Annotated in this window: 14 protein-coding genes; 3 read left to right on the top strand and 11 right to left on the bottom strand. The window is 68.1% G+C overall.

Annotation, left to right across the window (positions count from 1 at the left end; genetic code table 11):
• The first annotated feature begins 33 nt into the window (after positions 1-33).
• Positions 34-2346, top strand: coding sequence for an ABC transporter permease (locus tag DIZ27_RS03520; protein ID WP_181383381.1), 2313 nt, complete (start codon positions 34-36; stop codon positions 2344-2346).
• 52 nt (positions 2347-2398) lie between these two features.
• Here the strand turns inward: DIZ27_RS03520 and DIZ27_RS03515 are convergent, their stop codons facing one another.
• The gene (locus tag DIZ27_RS03515) at positions 2399-3406 is read right to left on the bottom strand and encodes a LysR substrate-binding domain-containing protein (RefSeq protein ID WP_109376780.1); all 1008 of its coding nucleotides are present in this window, start codon (positions 3404-3406) and stop codon (positions 2399-2401) included.
• A 133-nt stretch (positions 3407-3539) separates the two neighbouring features.
• Between DIZ27_RS03515 and DIZ27_RS03510 the strand changes: the two genes are divergently transcribed.
• Positions 3540-4094, top strand: coding sequence for a peroxiredoxin (locus DIZ27_RS03510; RefSeq protein WP_109376779.1), 555 nt, complete (start codon positions 3540-3542; stop codon positions 4092-4094).
• 6 nt (positions 4095-4100) lie between these two features.
• Positions 4101-4634, top strand: a complete 534-nt coding sequence (locus DIZ27_RS03505; RefSeq protein ID WP_109376778.1) for an alkyl hydroperoxide reductase — start codon at positions 4101-4103, stop codon at positions 4632-4634.
• A 102-nt stretch (positions 4635-4736) separates the two neighbouring features.
• Here the strand turns inward: DIZ27_RS03505 and DIZ27_RS03500 are convergent, their stop codons facing one another.
• From DIZ27_RS03500 to DIZ27_RS03450, 10 genes are all read right to left on the bottom strand, one after another.
• Positions 4737-6194: an AI-2E family transporter gene (locus DIZ27_RS03500; protein ID WP_109376777.1), complete on the bottom strand. Its 1458-nt coding sequence runs from the start codon at positions 6192-6194 to the stop codon at positions 4737-4739.
• Positions 6195-6348: 154 nt separating this feature from the next.
• On the bottom strand, positions 6349-7080 hold the full coding sequence (locus DIZ27_RS03495; RefSeq protein WP_258308217.1) for a lytic transglycosylase domain-containing protein: 732 nt from the start codon (positions 7078-7080) through the stop codon (positions 6349-6351).
• Between the two features lie 559 nt (positions 7081-7639).
• On the bottom strand, positions 7640-8965 hold the full coding sequence (locus DIZ27_RS03490) for a PhoH family protein (RefSeq protein WP_109376775.1): 1326 nt from the start codon (positions 8963-8965) through the stop codon (positions 7640-7642).
• A gap of 291 nt (positions 8966-9256) precedes the next feature.
• Positions 9257-10030, bottom strand: a complete 774-nt coding sequence (locus tag DIZ27_RS03480; RefSeq protein WP_109377011.1) for an isoprenyl transferase — start codon at positions 10028-10030, stop codon at positions 9257-9259.
• Between the two features lie 694 nt (positions 10031-10724).
• Positions 10725-11612, bottom strand: a complete 888-nt coding sequence (locus tag DIZ27_RS03475; protein WP_109376774.1) for an LLM class flavin-dependent oxidoreductase — start codon at positions 11610-11612, stop codon at positions 10725-10727.
• Positions 11613-11671: 59 nt separating this feature from the next.
• Complete coding sequence (locus DIZ27_RS45050) at positions 11672-12319, bottom strand: hypothetical protein (protein ID WP_146228900.1); 648 nt, start codon at positions 12317-12319, stop codon at positions 11672-11674.
• A 705-nt stretch (positions 12320-13024) separates the two neighbouring features.
• Complete coding sequence (locus DIZ27_RS03465; protein WP_109376772.1) at positions 13025-14377, bottom strand: hypothetical protein; 1353 nt, start codon at positions 14375-14377, stop codon at positions 13025-13027.
• Positions 14374-14697 (bottom strand): hypothetical protein, encoded by a 324-nt coding sequence (locus tag DIZ27_RS03460; RefSeq protein WP_109376771.1) that lies wholly within the window; start codon positions 14695-14697, stop codon positions 14374-14376. Before DIZ27_RS03460 ends, DIZ27_RS03465 begins: the two co-directional genes overlap by 4 nt.
• A gap of 133 nt (positions 14698-14830) precedes the next feature.
• Entirely contained in the window at positions 14831-15853 is a 1023-nt protein-coding gene (locus DIZ27_RS03455; protein ID WP_109376770.1) for a hypothetical protein, read from the bottom strand.
• Positions 15853-16512, bottom strand: a complete 660-nt coding sequence (locus tag DIZ27_RS03450) for a hypothetical protein (RefSeq protein WP_109376769.1) — start codon at positions 16510-16512, stop codon at positions 15853-15855. The genes DIZ27_RS03455 and DIZ27_RS03450 overlap by 1 nt, the downstream gene beginning before the upstream one ends.
• Positions 16513-16663: the final 151 nt, after the last annotated feature.

The following is a 16663-nucleotide window of genomic DNA, read 5'->3' as shown; positions in this document are numbered from 1 at the left end:
TCGAAGGTCCGGGCCGTGGTCCGGGACCTGGGCATGGGCCTGCGGTTCGCCCTGGCCGGCGGGCGTGAGGGATGGGTCCGGGCCCTGCTCACCGGCGTCGGCGTCGGCCTCGGGGTGGCACTGCTGCTGCTCACCGCCGCCATCCCCGGCGCACTGGAGGAGCGGCACCGGCGGGAGGAGGCGCGCCTCGACTGGCCCTTCAACAGCCAGATGGCCGAGTCCGGCGCCGACAACACCCTGCTCGTCGCGCGTGTCGACACCCAGTTCCGGGACCGGGAGATCCGCGGCCGTGTGCTGGAGCCGGAGGGTCCGAAGGCGCCGCTGCCGCCGGGCCTGAAGGAGTTCCCGGCAGCCGGTGACATGGTCGTCTCCCCCGCCCTGAAGGAGTTCCTCGCCTCGGACGACGCACGGCTGCTCCGCGAGCGGCTGCCGTACGACATCGTCGGGACGATCGGCGAGCAGGGACTCATCGGCTCCCAGGAACTCGCCTACTACGCCGGCGGCACGGACCTCGCGGACCGGATCAACTCGGGCACGGTACGCCTCACCGCGCTCGGCTCACCCGAGCCGACCCACGAGGAACTCGACCCGGTGCTCATGCTGCTGGTCCTGGTCGTCTTCGTGGCGCTGCTGACACCGGTCGCCGTGTTCATCGCGACCGCCGTACGGTTCGGCGGCGAGCGGCGCGACCGCAGGCTGGCGGCGCTGCGGCTGGTCGGCTCCGACGCCGCGGCCACCCGGCGGATCGCGGCGGGCGAGGCGCTCGCCGGGTCGCTGCTCGGGCTGGCCCTCGGTACGGTCTTCTTCCTGATCGGACGGGAGGTCGCCGCCTCCGTCGAGATCTTCCGCATCAGCGTGTTCCCAAGCTATCTGAACCCCTCTCCTCTGCTGGCGCTGCTGGTCGCGGTGGCGGTTCCGGCCGCCGCGGTGCTGGTGACGCTGCTCGCACTGCGCGGGGTCGTCATCGAACCGCTGGGCGTGGTGCGCACGGCACGGCCGGCCCGGCGCCGGCTGTGGTGGCGGCTGCTGCTGCCGCTGGCCGGCATCATGCTGCTCTCCCCCATGATCGGACAGGGCCGGGACGGCGGGGAGTTCAACCAGTACCTGGTCATCAGCGGTGTCCTGCTGCTGCTCGTCGGGGTCACCGCACTGCTGCCGTGGCTCGTGGAGACGGTCGTCGCCCGGCTCGGCAAGGGCAGCGTCTCCTGGCAACTGGCAGTCCGCCGACTCCAGTTGAGCAGCGGCACGGCGGCCCGCATGGTCAACGGCATCGCGGTGGCGGTGGCCGGGGCGATCGCGCTGCAGATGCTGTTCGCCGGCGTCGAGGACGACTACACCAAGGCCACCGGGTACGACGTTTCACGGGCCCAGATACAGATCGCCGTACCGAGGGGCGTGGAACTGGCCTCGGTCGCACAGAAGGTGCAGGACACCGAGGGGGTGCAGCACGTCCACGCGCTGTCCAAGGGCCACTTCGGCGACCTGCCCTGGCGACAGGAACCGGAGCGCTTCGCCTCACTGACCGTCGGTGACTGCGCGACCTTGCGCGAGGTGGCGAAGCTCCCCTCCTGCCGTGACGGCGACGTGTTCGCGCTCTCCGGCGCCGAGCACGACACCGACACGCCGTCGCTGAACACGCCGGGCCAGAAGCTGTACCTGGAGGTGCCCGACCCCACCAACCCCTCGGAGTACGGTGAGGACGTCCTCTGGACCGTCCCGAAGGGAGTGAAGCAGGCCCGGTCGATCCCGGACCCGACGACCTACAGACGCGGCGGCTTCCTGATGACCCCGGGCGCGGTGCCGGCGGGGCTGGCGAGCGCGGTCTCCGGCGATCTCTACATCGCGCTCGACGACTCGGTGCCGTACGCCCACGAGTACGTCCGCAACACGGCCGCCGCGATCGACCCGCTGTCCGAGCCGATGGCGTGGCAGGAGAGCGAACGCTCCAACCGCTACGAATCCATCCGTACCGGCCTGTTCGTCGGCGCCGTCTGCGTCCTGGTGCTGATCGGGGCGAGCCTGCTGGTCTCCCAGCTGGAGCAACTGCGTGAACGCCGCAAACTGCTGTCGGCGCTGGTCGCCTTCGGCACCCGGCGGCGCACGCTGAGCCTGTCGGTGCTGTGGCAGACGGCCGTCCCGATCGGCCTGGGGCTGGCGCTGGCCGCGACGGTGGGCGTCGCGCTGGGCGCGGTCCTGCTGCGGATGGCCGGGACCTCGGTACGGGTGGACTGGGCGAGTCTGTTCCAGATGACCGGCATCGGTGCGGGCGTCGTCCTGGCGGTGACCCTGCTGAGCCTGCCGCCCCTGCTGCGCATGATGCGTCCGGACGGCCTTCGCACGGAGTGACCCGGCCCGCCCCCGCCCCGCACCACGGGGCGGGGCGGGGCGGGGGCGGCGGTCAGGCGGCGTCCGGGACGATCCGTACCGGCAGGTCCGCCATCGCCTCCCGGAGGGCCGCCGCCAGTTCCTCGTACTCCGCGGCGCGGGCCGCGCCCGTGCGCATGGCGAGGGCGATACGGCGGGAGGGGGCCGGGTCGGTGAAGCACGCGGTGCGCAGGCGGCCGGCGCGGCTGGTCTCGACCTCGACGGCGGTACGGGGCAGCAGGGTCACGCCCAGGCCCCCCGCCACCAGTTGCACCAGTGTGGACAGTCCCGCCGCCGTCGTGGTGGCCGCGACTCCGGCTCGGCCCGCCTCGCGGCAGATGTCGAGGGCCTGGTCGCGCAGGCAGTGCCCCTCGTCGAGCAGCAGCAGGTTCAGCTCGCGCAGGACCGCACGGGGAAGCCGCACCCGGCCGCCGAGCGGGTGGTCCGGCGGTGTGACGAGCACGAAGTCCTCGTCGAACAGCGGCATTTCGGTCACGCCCTGCGCCCCGTACGAGTACCCCCGCCCGGACCCGCTCGCGGCCGGGGACGCACTCGCCGCCGGGGGCGACACGGCGAGGAGCAGCAGGTCCAGCCGGCCGACGGCCAGCCCTTCCAGCAGGCTCGCGGTCTGCTCCTCGTGCACCTGGAGGTCGAGGTGCGGATAGCGGACGCGGACCTGCCGCAGGACGGTGGGCAGCAGGTACGGCGCCACCGTCGGGATCACCCCGAGCCGGAACACCCCGGTGAACGGTGCCCGCAGCGCCTCCGCCTCCTCGATCAGCGCCCCGACGTCCTCCAGCACCGCCTTGGCCCGCACCGAGAGGCGCTCACCGGCGGGCGAGAGCAGCACCTTGCGCGTCGTACGCTCCACGAGGGTGACACCCAGTGTCTCCTCCAGTGCCGACACGGCCCCCGACAGCGCGGGCTGGCTCATCCCGATGGCCGCGGCGGCGTCCCGGAAATGCAGATGCTCGGCCACTGCGGAGAACGCGCGCAGCTGCGCCAGGCTGGGCTGTCGTCTGCGCCGATTACCCACGGTCACTCATAGGTTCCTCCGATCAACCTGACCGATTGTAGCTATTTCACTAATCAATGCACCCTGTGCCAACATCAATCACGTCCAACCCATGGGAAACCCCTGCAATCCGGGTGTTTCCTCGCTGCAAGGAGAGCCTGTGCTCACTGTTGGTGACAAGTTCCCCGAGTTCGAACTGACGGCCTGTGTCTCACTGGAGAAGGGCAAGGAGTTCGACACGATCAACCACAAGACCTACGAGGGCAAGTGGAAGATCATCTTTGCGTGGCCCAAGGACTTCACCTTCGTGTGCCCGACCGAGATCGCTGCCTTCGGCAAGCTGAACGACGAGTTCGCCGACCGTGACGCCCAGATCCTCGGCTTCTCCGGTGACTCGGAGTTCGTCCACCACGCCTGGCGCAAGGACCACGACGACCTGCGCGACCTGCCGTTCCCGATGATGGCGGACTCCAAGCACGAGCTGATGCGCGACCTCGGCATCGAGGGCGAGGACGGTTTCGCCAAGCGCGCCGTGTTCATCGTGGACCAGAACAACGAGATCCAGTTCACCATGGTGACCGCCGGCTCCGTCGGCCGTAACCCCAAGGAGGTCCTGCGGGTCCTGGACGCCCTGCAGACCGACGAGCTCTGCCCGTGCAACTGGTCCAAGGGCGACGAGACCCTGGACCCGGTCGCGCTGCTGGCCGGGGAGTGACCTGACATGTCGCTCGACTCCCTCAAGTCCCGCCTCCCGGACTACGCCAAGGACCTGAAGCTCAACCTGGGCTCGGTCATCGGCAACTCCGGCCTTCCCGCCCAGCAGCTGTGGGGCACGGTGCTGTCGACCGCGATCGCCTCGCGCTCGGCCATCGTGCTGCGCGAGCTGGAGCCCGAGGCGAAGGCGAACCTGTCGCCCGAGGCGTACACGGCGGCGAAGGCCGCCGCCGCGGTGATGGCGATGAACAACGTCTTCTACCGCACCCGCCACCTGCTGTCGGACGACGAGTACGGCACGCTGCGCGCCGGCCTGCGGATGAACGTCATCGGCAACCCGGGCGTCGACAAGGTCGACTTCGAGTTCTGGTCGTTCGCGGTGTCCGCGATCAACGGCTGCGGACAGTGCCTCGACTCCCACGAGCAGGTCCTGCGCAAGGCCGGCGTCGAACGCGAGGTCATCCAGGAGGCGTTCAAGATCGCCGCGGTGGTCCAGGCCGTCGCCGCCACGCTGGACGCGGAGGCGGCTCTCTCGGAGTAACTCCGTAACTCCGCGGACCCTCCCTCCTCATCCGCAGCGGGCCCGATCACCACGACGGTGACCGGGCCCGCTGTCGTGCACCACCGCCGTGCCACTCCCGCACTAACCCCGTGTGTCCTCCAGCGGAACCGGCCCCGGCGGGGCCGGCGGCTCCGGAGGTGCCGGGGGCACCTCCGGTACCGGGGGCGCCGGCGGCCCGTGGTGGCTCATGGCCGCCGAAACCGCCGTGGCGCCCCGGGGCCCGGGGGCGAGACGTACGGCCGCCTCCTGCGAGTACGCACGCAGATAGCCCACGACGGTGTTCGTCACCGCGACCAGCGGTACGGCGACCACCGCACCGCCGATCCCGGCCACCATCCCGCCGGTCGCGACCGCCAGCACCACCGCGAGCGGATGGACGCGCACCGCGCGGCCCAGGATGAACGGCTGGAGGATGTGGCCCTCGATCTGCTGCACCGCCAGGACCACCACCAGCGTCATGACCGCCGTGAACACGCCCTGGGTGACCAGCGCGACGACGACGGCCAGCACCCCCGACACCACCGCACCGACGAGCGGGATGAAGGCGAACAGGAAGATGAAGACGGCGAGCGGCACCGCCATCGGCACGTCCAGGAAGTAGATGCCGAGGCCGATGAAGATCGCGTCGATCAGCGCCACTATCACCGTGCCGCGCACATACGCCGTCAGCGTCCGCCACGCGGCCGGCCCCGCACCGGCGACACCCGGGCGGGCGGCGGCGGGCACCAGCTTCAGCGTCCACTCCCAGATGCGCTTGCCGTCGTAGAGCAGGAACAGCGTCGAGAAGACCGCGAGCAGGATGCCGGTGAGCGCCTCGACGACGACGGTCACGCCCTCCAGGCCCGCCGAGGTGATCTGCTCGGTGTTGGCGCCGACCGCCTCACGCAGGTTCTTGGCGATCTCGTTGATCTGCTTGTCGGTGACGTGGAAGGGGCTGTTGAGCAGCCAGTTGCGCAGCTCGTCGATGCCGTCCTGGATCTGGTCGGAGAGGTGGTCGATGTTCTCCATGACCTGCCAGGTCACGAACCAGCCTATGAGGCCGATGACGACGAACCCGAACAGCGCGGTCAGCGCCGTGGCCGGGCCGCGCGGCAGCCCGAGCTGCCGCAGCCAGGCCACCGTCGGCTGCAGCAGCGCCGTGATCAGCAGCGCGGAGACGAAGGCCAGCACCACCAGTTGGACGGCGCCGATGACCCGCATGAGCACCCAGACCGTGCCCGCGAGCACCAGCAGGCGCCAGCCGGCCTCGGCGGCGACCCGTACGCCCCACGGCACGGCCTGGGCGGGGTCCGGGCGGGAGGGTATGACATGAGCCGGAGCAGAAGCGTGCCCGGAATCGGCTGCGGGGGTGTGGCCGCCCGGCAGCTCGGGGGCCCGGTCGGCGGGTGCGGCGGCCGGTTCGGTCGGCTCGATCGCCTCGGCGTGCTCCGGAGTGTCCCGGCTCTCCCGTTCCATCTCGGCGCGGCGCTCTTCCAACCGCCTGCTCACTTCGGTCAGTCGGGCTCCGACCCGGCCGAGCCATCCTGGCACTCGTGACATGACCCGTCCCTTGCCCCCGTTTCGCACCACCACTCCCCCTGGAGTCGTCGCTCCGACCGTACATGGCGAAAGCCCCACACCTTGAGGACGGTGTGGGGCTCTGCCGAGGTTGAGCGGGACCGCGGGACGGTGGGTCCGGCACGATCCAGGAAGCCTAGTACCAGTGGTTGGCCTGCCAGAACGACCAGGCGCCACAGGGGCTGCCGTAGCGCTCGTTCATGTAGCCGAGGCCCCACTTGATCTGGGTGGCCGGGTTGGTCTGCCAGTCAGCGCCGGCCGAGGCCATCTTGGTGCCCGGCAGCGCCTGGACGAGACCGTAGGCACCGGAGGAGGGGTTCATGGCTTTGTAGTTCCAGGTGGACTCGCGCTGCACGATGTTGCTGAAGCACTGGAACTGGTCGCCCGGAATCATCTGCCGGGCCATCGCCTGGACCTGGGCGACGGTGTACGAGCTCTGGACCGCGAAGTCGGAGGCGGAGGCGGACGCGGACGCCGTCTTGGTGCGGCTGGCGGCCTTCTCGGCCTCCGCGCGCTCCTTGGCCTCCTTCGCGGCCTGGGCTTCCTTGGCCGCCTGCTCGGCGGCTTCCTTCTTCTTGGCGATCGCGGTCTCGGCGGCGGCCTTGCGGGCTGCCTCCTCCGCGTCCTTCTTGGCACTCGTGTCCGCGGCGATGGCCATGGTTTCGGCCTGCTGCGTCAGGGATGCGGTCTGCACCTGGGCCTGCTGGCCCGCGGGGATGTCCGCGAGCAGCGTGGTGCCGGCTGCCGTCGCCTCGAGGTCGTCGTTGGTCTGCGCGGTACTGCCCGACGCAACACCGACGACGCTTCCGACAGCGGTGACCGCCGTGGCCGAGGCCACTGCGAATCCCCGGACCGAAATCCGGCTCACACGGTTTCCTTCCAGCATCGACCGCTTCGGTGACCCTCGCGGACGCAATCGTGCCCCTGGCACTGGCCTCCCCAACTCGGGTCACGGGAGGCACGGGCCCGGTGGGCAACTCCCGAACGGGAGCGCCGCGTGGTGCTCGGGCGGCATACGACGACGCTATGCAGTTGGCGCTGGTGCCTGTGTGGTGCCCTACCGCTGGGGGTGAGGCTGTGTCGCATGCGGGGCCTGACAGGAGTGAGACTCTGCCGTAATCCGGAGGCGCGAGGCAATTCCATCACGCGTGTGAAAGCTCACATCTCGTTTGTCCCTGGAGATTCCCGGAAAGCCGCACGCGCGCCGACGCCGCCCGGCTAGGCTCTTCGCCTTTCCGGACGGCGCCAACTGCCGTGCTGTCGAACCCTGTTCGGAGGCAGGACCAAAAGGGCCCACCTGACCCACAAGGCCCTTTGAAGGACTCTCCCGGCCTATCGTCCCAATGAGCCCGATAGACCTCGACATGCCCGATAGAACCCGGACGGCCCATCAGGGTCGGATCAGGTTCATATCAGGAGTGGACGTGTCAGAGCTGCCCGTCCTCCAGCATTTCGGTCACGAGGGCGGCGATCTGGGACCTCTCGGACCGGTTCAGGGTCACGTGCGCGAAGAGCGGATGTCCCTTCAGCTTCTCGACGACGGCGACCACACCGTCGTACCGGCCCACCCGGAGGTTGTCCCGCTGGGCGACGTCGTGGGTCAGGACGACCCGCGAGTTGGCGCCGATCCGGGACAGAACGGTCAGCAGCACGTTCCGTTCCAGTGACTGCGCCTCGTCGACGATCACGAACGCGTCGTGCAGCGAGCGGCCCCGGATGTGCGTGAGCGGCAGGACCTCCAGCATGCCGCGCGCGGTGACCTCCTCGATGACCTCACGGCTGGTGACCGCCGACAGCGTGTCGAAGACGGCCTGCGCCCAGGGGCTCATCTTCTCGGCCTCGCTGCCGGGCAGATAACCGAGCTCCTGCCCGCCCACCGCGTACAGCGGGCGGAAGACCATCACCTTCTGGTGCTGCCGGCGCTCCAGCACGGCCTCCAGGCCCGCGCACAGCGCCAGCGCCGACTTGCCGGTGCCGGCCCGGCCGCCCAGGGACAGGATCCCCACGTCCGGGTCGAGCAGCAGGTCGAGCGCGATCCGCTGCTCGGCGCTCCGGCCCTTGATGCCGAACGCCTCCCGGTCGCCGCGCACCAGACGGACGTCGCCCTCGGGCGTGACCCGGCCGAGGGCCTTGCCGCGCTCGGACTGGATGGTCAGCCCCGTGTGCACGGGCAGGTCGGCCGCTTCGGGCACGTGGATGTGCCCCTCCTCGAAGAGGACGTCCACCTGCTCGGCGGGCAGGTTCAGTTCGGACATCCCGGTCCAGCCGGAGGCGTCCGTGACGGCGAGCTCCGCACGGTACTCCTCGGCGAGGAGGCCCACGGAGGACGCCTTGATCCTGAGCGGGAGGTCCTTCGACACCACGGTGACGTCGAATCCCTCGGCCTGCAGGTTGCGGGCGACCGCGAGGATGCGGGAGTCGTTGTCCCCCAGGCGGTAGCCACTGGGCAGCACGCCGGGGTCCGAGTGGTTGAGCTCGACACGCAGGGTTCCGCCGAGGTCCCCGATCGGAAGGGGGGCGTCGAGGCGGCCGTACCTCACCCGGTAGTCGTCGAGCAGGCGCAGCGCCTGCCGGGCGAAGTAGCCGAGTTCGGGATGGTTCCGCTTGGCCTCCAACTCCGTCACCACGACAACGGGAAGCACGACCTCGTGCTCGTCGAAGCGGCTCAGGGCGTTGGGGTCGGCCAGCAGGACGCTGGTGTCGATGACGTAGGTGCGCCGGTCGGGCTTGTGGCGCTGTGTGCTGGTCACCACGGAAGGACGTACCCCCTCGGAAGAGGTCGGGGAGCGACGGAGCGGAGCTGGACCGGTTGACGGCGCCGATGCACGGGCCGAGAACCGGCCCTCCGCTGCTTCGTCCGTGCCGTGACCGCACGGTCGGGCTGGTGCAAAGGGCCTCCCGGGCGGACGGCCCCGGGCCGCCCGCTGAGATCCGACACCCGTGGTTCGGGCGTCGACCTGTCTGAGTTATGCCCTCGAACAATCGCCGTCATGCCAGACCGCACGACGGCGTCCCGATGAACTCCCCGTTACGCGGGGACGGCCTCAGCCGCCGAAACGCCGGTGACGAGCGGCGTAGTCACGCAGGGCCCGCAGGAAGTCGACCTTGCGGAAGGCCGGCCAGAAGACCTCGCAGAAGTAGTACTCCGCGTGAGCGGTCTGCCAGAGCATGAATCCGGACAGCCGCTGTTCGCCACTCGTACGGATGACGAGGTCCGGGTCGGGCTGGGCCTTGGTGTAGAGGTGACGCCCGATCATGTCGACGTCGACGGCCTCGGCGAGCTCCTCCATCGAGGTGCCCTTCTCGTGGGCCTCGAGCATCATGGAGCGCACCGCGTCGGCGATCTCCTGGCGACCGCCGTACCCGATGGCGACGTTGACCACTATGCCGTCGACCTGCGCGGTGGCCTCCTCGGCCTCCTTGAGCGTGGTCTGCATCCCGGACGGCAGCAGGTCGGGCGTGCCGACATGGTGCACCTGCCAGCGGCCGTCGGTGCCGAGGGTGCGTACGACGTCCTCGATGATACCGAGGAGCGGGACGAGTTCCTCCTCCGGCCGGTCGAAGTTGTCCGTCGACAGCAGCCAGAGCGTGACGACCTTGACGTCGGTCTCGGTGCACCAGCCGAGGAACTCCCCGATCTTGTCCGCGCCGGCCCGGTGGCCGTGGACGGTGCTGGAACCGGAAGCCTTCGCCCAACGGCGGTTGCCATCCATGATGACGCCGATGTGCTTGGGCACCTGAGCGGGGTCCAGGTGGCCTTCCACCCGGCGCGCGTACAGCCTGACCAGCAGGCCGCGCAGCTTGTCGCGCAGGTTCACGTGATCGTCAGCCCCTCCGTACGGATCGGACAGGAGCGGCACCCGCCGCGATCCACGGCATGCGGCACGCTCTCGGCCGCGGGCGAATCCTGTCCCTCTGGCAGCCCCCGGACGCGAAGCCTACCCCCGCGGGGGTAGGGCCCAGAAAAACGGGCCGGTCCGTGGGGGGGATACGGACCGGCCCGAGGGGGGGTTTCCACCATAACCCTTCGTAAGTGATGCTGCGCGCATCGGCGGGCCACAACTACTCTCCGGAACCGCCCGGCAACACCCCGACGCCTACGGAATCCCGCATTCCAGGCACTTCGATGACAGAAATGAAGCCGCTCCCCCGGGAAGAAACAGGAAATACACGGACATCGCGCCCGGCGTGGCGCGACCTGCCCGCGACCGGCCCCCACCACACCAACACTTCCAGCCGTCCCCCCGACGGGTGACCCCACCAGGAACGCCCACTTGACCCCGCCCCGCCGACGGGACGACGGGACGGCGGGACGGCGGGACGACAGGGCGACGGACTGAAGAATGGCCCCCGATCGAAGCGACGGAGGCAATGAAAGCGATGGAGAGGTCGCGCAGTCCCCTCCACTGCGCACCCCCTCCCGCGCAGCTTTGCTCACGCGAATCTCGGCGACGTGAACACCGTCCGACCAACGGCCTAAACCGAACCACACGGCGATCGAGAAGAAACCGCCTACGACACCGCTGTCCCCACCCGCGGTGCCACTTCCTCCGCCGCGAACCGCACGAACCCCTCCGGGTCCGGCTCGTCCCCCGTCGGCTGGAGGACCACGGAGTCGGCCCCCGCCTCGGCCAGCCGCTGAACCGCCTCGGCGACGGCGCCGGCCTCCCCGGCCACACCGAGACCGGGTTCGGAGCCGACGCCTTCGGCGATCAGCTCGGCCCGGAGCCGCTCGTGGGCGCCGGGCCCGGTGGCGGTGAGGAGGTAGACGACGACTCTGTGCCGCCCGGCATCCCGCCCTGCCGCCACCCGCCCCTCCTCGATGAGCCGCCGGGCACGCCGCACACCCTCGGGTGAGGTGGACGCGGTAAGGACAGTGCCCTCGGCGACCTCACCGGTGAGCCGCAGGGTAAGCGGTCCGGTGGCCCCGGCCAGCACGTCGACGGCCCCCTCGGGCGGCCAGTCGAGGGCGACGTCGTCGAGCCTGACGTACCGTCCCTCCATGGTGAGCCGCTCCCCGCGCAACAGGGCCCGCAGCGCCACGAGATGCTCCCGCAGCAGCGTCACCGGCGACTCGACCCGCGCCCCGACCTGCCCCATCCAGTCCTGCACCCCGTGCCCGACGCCGAGCACGGCTCGCCCGGGGAACATCCGGTGCAGGGTGGCGGCCTCCATGGCGGTAACGGCGACGTTCCGCAGCGGCACGGGGAGCAGCCCGACCCCGATCCGCACCCGTTCCGTCCAGGCCAGGGCGGCAGCAGCCGTGGAGATCCCACCCTCCCGGAAACAGTCCTCCCACAACCACAACTCACCCAGCCCGGCATCCTCCGCACGACGAACAACAGCCCGAAGCCGCTCAGGAGCCAACTGCGGCCGGAACACAGCACCAAGTGTGGTCATGGGGCTGTACCTACCCGGCGGATCCCAGCCGCCCACACCCGGCCGGCCCCCTCTCCCCTCTACGGCCTTTCAAAGCTGACGCTTTCGGCGATCACCCGCAGAATCGCCCGGTACTCCGCGCGCCGGGCCAGAGCCGTGGTGGTGAGCGTGAGCACGGCGAGCCGTCGGCAGTCCGGGTGCGGCAGATGGGCATGCATCTGAAGCAGCGGACGCCGCGGCAGACCACTCCCGCTTGCCGGAGTGGAACCCACCTCGCTGAACGAAGCAAGCCCGGCGGCCAACTCGACGAACTCGACCCGCACATGCCCACCACCGGACGCCACGGCACGCGCCGCCGTGACACCCCTGGGCGCGGGGGCGGTCTCCCGCCAGGAAACCGTGAAGAGCGAAAACAACAACTCGCCCGCCCCACCGACATCATCCCGATGCAACCCAACAGAACAGTGCACCGTACCGACTTCCCGAAGGGCAGCCAGAAGCTGCTGCCCGGCGGCAAAAGCCGCAATGAACTGCTGGCGAGCCAGCGAATCCCTCGACGTTCCCAGAAACGGAGCAGCTGCCTCCCTTAAGGAGTCCGCCGCTTGTGATTCAGGGGCAGGAAGCAAAGAATCGAGGGGAAGTGCACTGAACCCAGCAGGTTCAACAAACCAGAGCGCAGCGTGCGGATCATCGAACGAGTCATGGAGGAGGATTTCCGAGTTGGCCACAAATAGTTCCAAGATGGTCAGGGGTGAGCAGGGTGAACTCCGACGCGTCGCCCACGCTCCACGTCCTCCGCTGTAGCCCCCCATTTCCCGAATCTTTCACTGTCTTGCGAGGCCATCCGCTGCTCAAGGACATGCAGCCGACGAGGGGCGGTGCCGTTACTCTGAGATGCGGCAATTATCCCGATGAAACGGGGGTCACCAACAAACCAGATCTTTTCGATTTCCGCCTTCAACGCAGGCTTGGCACGGGGTGACATTCTCCGGTGCCACCATTCCGTGCGATGGTGCCGAGAGAATACGAGCGGAATTTTGTGTTCAGGACGGGAGGGGTTGGAAAACTCAAACCATCCATAATGCCTGCAGGGAACTTCAGGATGCTGCGTCAGCCCACATGTGACCCCCCGAATAATATGCCACGGGTACGTTCGCATAATGCGTCTCATTCGGAGAGCTGGGGAGAAATAAAACAGCTGCACTATTGTCCTGTAGAAGGAGTAACAGAGAGGAAGCGCGAAGAGAAAGGAAAATCCTGGAGAGAGGTGCACAGCCAGCACATAAAGTAGGGAAACCCAGGTGAAAGCCCAGCCCAGCAGCCCTACAGAGTTCATCATCATGTGCCTCATGTAGGACCGACGGGTGGGAGGGTGATCCCAAGCCACATGAAACTCCTCAGGATTCACGGGCCCCCTTTCGCTTGCGTCGATGTTAGAAGGCATGGCGAACGATGTTGAAGATTCCTCCGTTGTCCAGGATGAGTCGCGTGCCGTCGATACCTGCGACACTGCCGTCCTTGATGCCGTCGTCGTCCGCGTCCACAACCTTGTTGTAGAGTCCAAACCCAGCAGTGCCCACGCCGGCCAGCCCGGAAATGACCGTCACCGTGTTTGCCGCTGCCGCAGGATTGCTGAAACTCCGGACAGCTCGCCCCACCAGAGGGTTGTCCAGCCGAGTAATAATCTGCATGCTATCCATGGTCTTCGTGCCAAAAATTGCGGCTTTTTGCGCGTGCGAGAGTGCCCCTCCTCCAGCCCGAATGGCGTTCACCGTTCCCTTTGCTCCCGCAGCAGCCGCTCCAAGACCAGGCACCGTTCCCGCCGCATCGGCACCTACCGATACCAGGTTGCTCCAGAAGTCAGCGTCTAACTCGCCTTTGGTGAATCCATCCCTCAAAGACTCGAGGGTCTCGGGGTTCGCGAAGAGGCGGAGACTGAGTGCAACAGCACTCAGTCCGGACGCCGTGAGCATTAAGGCCGCCACCATCGCCAACCCCAGCGGACCTGCAAAGAGAATTGCCACGACTCCTGCGACACCCGCCAAGAAACTGAGGATGTCCGGCAGGTTGTCCGTCAGCCAGTCGAGTGCCTTGTCGAACATGCCTGGCTCATGAGGGGCCAGCTTCCTCGTCGCATCTCGGATCTTCTGCGCACGGTGTCCGGCCTGGCGCTCATGTTCCTCGGCCAACCTTTTCGCCTTGCCGATGACCTTGTCGAGTGCAGCCTGCGCCTCTTCGACCTCGGCGTTGGCACGGGTCAGTGCCCGCTGTGCCGCACCATCCCCGGTTCCCTTCTTCTCAAGGTCGGGGTGGTCCTCCGCCTTGAGAGCACGCCCCTTCGCCCGGTCCACCGCGGCCTGTGCCTCTTCGGCATCGTTCTCCAGTCGCTTCGCACGCCGCTGGAGGTCGTCCAACTCCGCTTCCCAGCAGCTCAGTTGCTTGGTCGCCTTACGAATGGACCGGGCTGCGTTCCTCAGGTTCAGCGGCAACGGACCGTCGTCGAGCTGTTCGCGGAAGGCGACGGCGGCGTCGCCCTTCCAGTAGCTGCCGTCCAGCAACTTGGTGACCAGTCCGTGGGCGTCCTCGAGGACTTTCGCGCAACCGCTCAGCTTCTTGTGCAGTCCGCGAATGGTCTCGGTGTCCCCCGGTACGGGGTTGAACCCCAGGTGTGGATAGTCGGGGTACGGGATGCGGGGCGCCGACTTGAGCCCCTGGGGTTTTCCGAGGTCGGCCCTCGACTTCGGATCGAGAGCCGCGCCGGTGTCGTCGATCTGGGTGACGGTCACGGACGGCCACCCCCGCCCTTACCGGCTCGGGACCGTTGGAGCGCGGCTTCCAGGGCCTTGTCGACTTCGAGGTAGCTGTCCTTGCTCTTGCCGATGATCTCGGCGAGGTCCTCGGTCTGTTTGCCGATCTCCTCGGCTCCGTACTTCCAGTCGTCCTGAAAGTACTCGCAGGCTCGGTCGAGATCGTCCGTACCGAGCCCGGTGACGGTCGCGTCCGCGAGCGCCTGCCGCACACCCCGCAGCGAACTCGACGACTTGCGCAGCGACTTCATGAACCGCCCGAGTTCATCCCCGTCAACGACCAACCGCGGCTCAGCCATGGGCTCGTCCCGTCTCCCGATCCACCTGCACCAACGGGAGGAACGAGAGGCCCCGACTTTCGTAGCGCCCCCGCAGAACAGGGCCCTCGTTAGGAGGAGCGCGTTTCGGACAACAGAGGCGGAGGGGGCGCGTTCAGCGGTTGATGGCTTGGATCTCCTGGACGACGACGTCCTGGGTGGCTCCGAAGCTCCCGTCGGGAAGGTCTCCGCCCGCGCCGCCGGTGCCCGTCCACTCGATCTTCCAGGTGACCGTGGCCTGGAGCGGGAAGGTGCCGTCGCCCGAGGAACGCAGGTACTTCACACCGCAGGGCGGGGTCTGCTCCGCCTTGCCCTTGGCGTAGGGCTCACCGATGCGGCCGCCGTTGATCTCGCAGACGCCGGAAGCCGGGAACGTCTCGGCGTCGGGCGTGCCCGGCTCGATCTCCAGCGAGACCGGTTCCGCCGTGGCCGTCGCCTCGATACCGATCACCGGTACCGACGCGGTGACCGAGACCGGCTTGAACTCCGCTCCGTCCAGCCACGCCCACGTTGGAAGGTTCACCTTGGCCGCCTCGGCCGGAGCCAGCGTCACCTCTGTCCCGGGGACCCGAATCTCGGAGTAGGCAAGTTCCGCCAGGATCTCCGGAGTGACGGCGTTCTCGATACCGGCCGGCGGCGGGTCGCCCTGGTCCACCCAGAAAATTTGTTCCTCGCAGGAGTCCCAACCCGGCGGGAAGTCCTCATCGACAAACGAGTCCCAGAAGTAGCCCTTGCCGGCCTTGTCCTTGTTGAAGTCCTTGTACGGGTGGCCCTTGACGTACCGGTCACGTTGCTTGGCGTCCCACTCATGCCCCGTGGAACCAGCCTCCCAGATCGGCTCCAGGTACTTTTGCAACTGCTCCGGCGTGTACTTCGGGGCATACCAGCACGGAGGCGGCGTCCATGACGTGGACGGCGTCAACGCACCGGCGGAGCGACCACTCCCGTTCTTCGAACGGTCGAACACCACACCGCCGACAGTGACGGAAACAGTGCCGTCGCCACTGGTGTCAGCGTGCTGCTCCGTTTCGCCATCCGTCGCGCCGCCGAAGCCCTTCTCCGCATACGCAGGGGCAGCAGCGGTGAGGATGAGAGTGACAGCAAGCCCGAGGGGAACCAACAGGCCATCGCGCCGCATCAAGGCTGACACTTTGCACTCCCTCTCTGGGAGATCAGCCGCTCGGTAACCCACACGCCGTCCTTATTCTTGCGCAGAGTACCGGCATAGACGACGTAGGAGTCCTTACTCACCGAAGTGACGTCGGTCTTTCCAGTCTCCAGGAACTTATTGAACGCCTTACTCTGGTCCTCGCAGTACACGAGAGAGGCCGTTCCGTCATCTTTTATGGCCACGCTCTCGCTGTAGAAGCGGGTCAAGCCCGTCGTGCGTGCCTTGTGATCGACAAAGTCCTGAATGTACTTCTGGCTCCCGGCAGCAGCCGCGCCCTCGGAGTAGAAGCGGTAGGCCTCATGGAGCGGATCCTGCTCGGCGATAGCCATGTCTACAGCCTTGATGCGCTGCTCGGCATCGCTGAGCAGCGCATCCTCGTCCGCATCGCCGGTCTTCTCCCATTCGAACTTGTACGTGACGTCCGACGGCAACTCAATCTTCGGGCGGCCCTCGGCGGCCGGGGCTGATTCGCTCGGCGAGGCCGACTTCTCATCGCCCGTGTCAGCGCCCGCGATCGCGTCGCTGTCCTTGGCGGGGCTCTCGTCGTCGCTGCCGCACGCGGAGAGCGTCAGGGCCGCGGCGGCGGTCAGCGCGAGTGCTGCGAGCAGGGTAGGGCGGCGGTTCACGGTCGACTCCCGGTGGGGCGAGACTTCTCTCGAGCGAACCAACGCTATCCAGCGAGGCGTGACGACACCAGTGAGGAAGGTGACGACTCGCCGGACGTATCCGGCCAAATCCCGTGCCATCCAACTCACTTGGAACGTTTCCGTTGCGCCC

It is taken from the genome of Streptomyces sp. NWU339, from assembly GCF_003143855.1.
Lineage (GTDB): Bacteria > Actinomycetota > Actinomycetes > Streptomycetales > Streptomycetaceae > Streptomyces.
The sequence above is the reverse complement of the archived record's forward strand: the minus strand, read 5'-3'. Positions and strand labels throughout refer to the sequence as shown.

Excerpts from the sequence above, each read along its gene's own strand:
- DIZ27_RS03505 (WP_109376778.1), top strand. The coding sequence starts at position 4,101 with ATGTCGCTCGACTCCCTCAAGTCCCGCCTCCCGGACTACGCCAAGGAC.
- DIZ27_RS03455 (WP_109376770.1), bottom strand. The coding sequence starts at position 15,853 with ATGCGGCGCGATGGCCTGTTGGTTCCCCTCGGGCTTGCTGTCACTCTC.
- DIZ27_RS03520 (WP_181383381.1), top strand. The coding sequence starts at position 34 with ATGGGCCTGCGGTTCGCCCTGGCCGGCGGGCGTGAGGGATGGGTCCGG.
- DIZ27_RS03500 (WP_109376777.1), bottom strand. The coding sequence starts at position 6,194 with ATGTCACGAGTGCCAGGATGGCTCGGCCGGGTCGGAGCCCGACTGACC.
- DIZ27_RS03460 (WP_109376771.1), bottom strand. The coding sequence starts at position 14,697 with ATGGCTGAGCCGCGGTTGGTCGTTGACGGGGATGAACTCGGGCGGTTC.
- DIZ27_RS03475 (WP_109376774.1), bottom strand. The coding sequence starts at position 11,612 with ATGACCACACTTGGTGCTGTGTTCCGGCCGCAGTTGGCTCCTGAGCGG.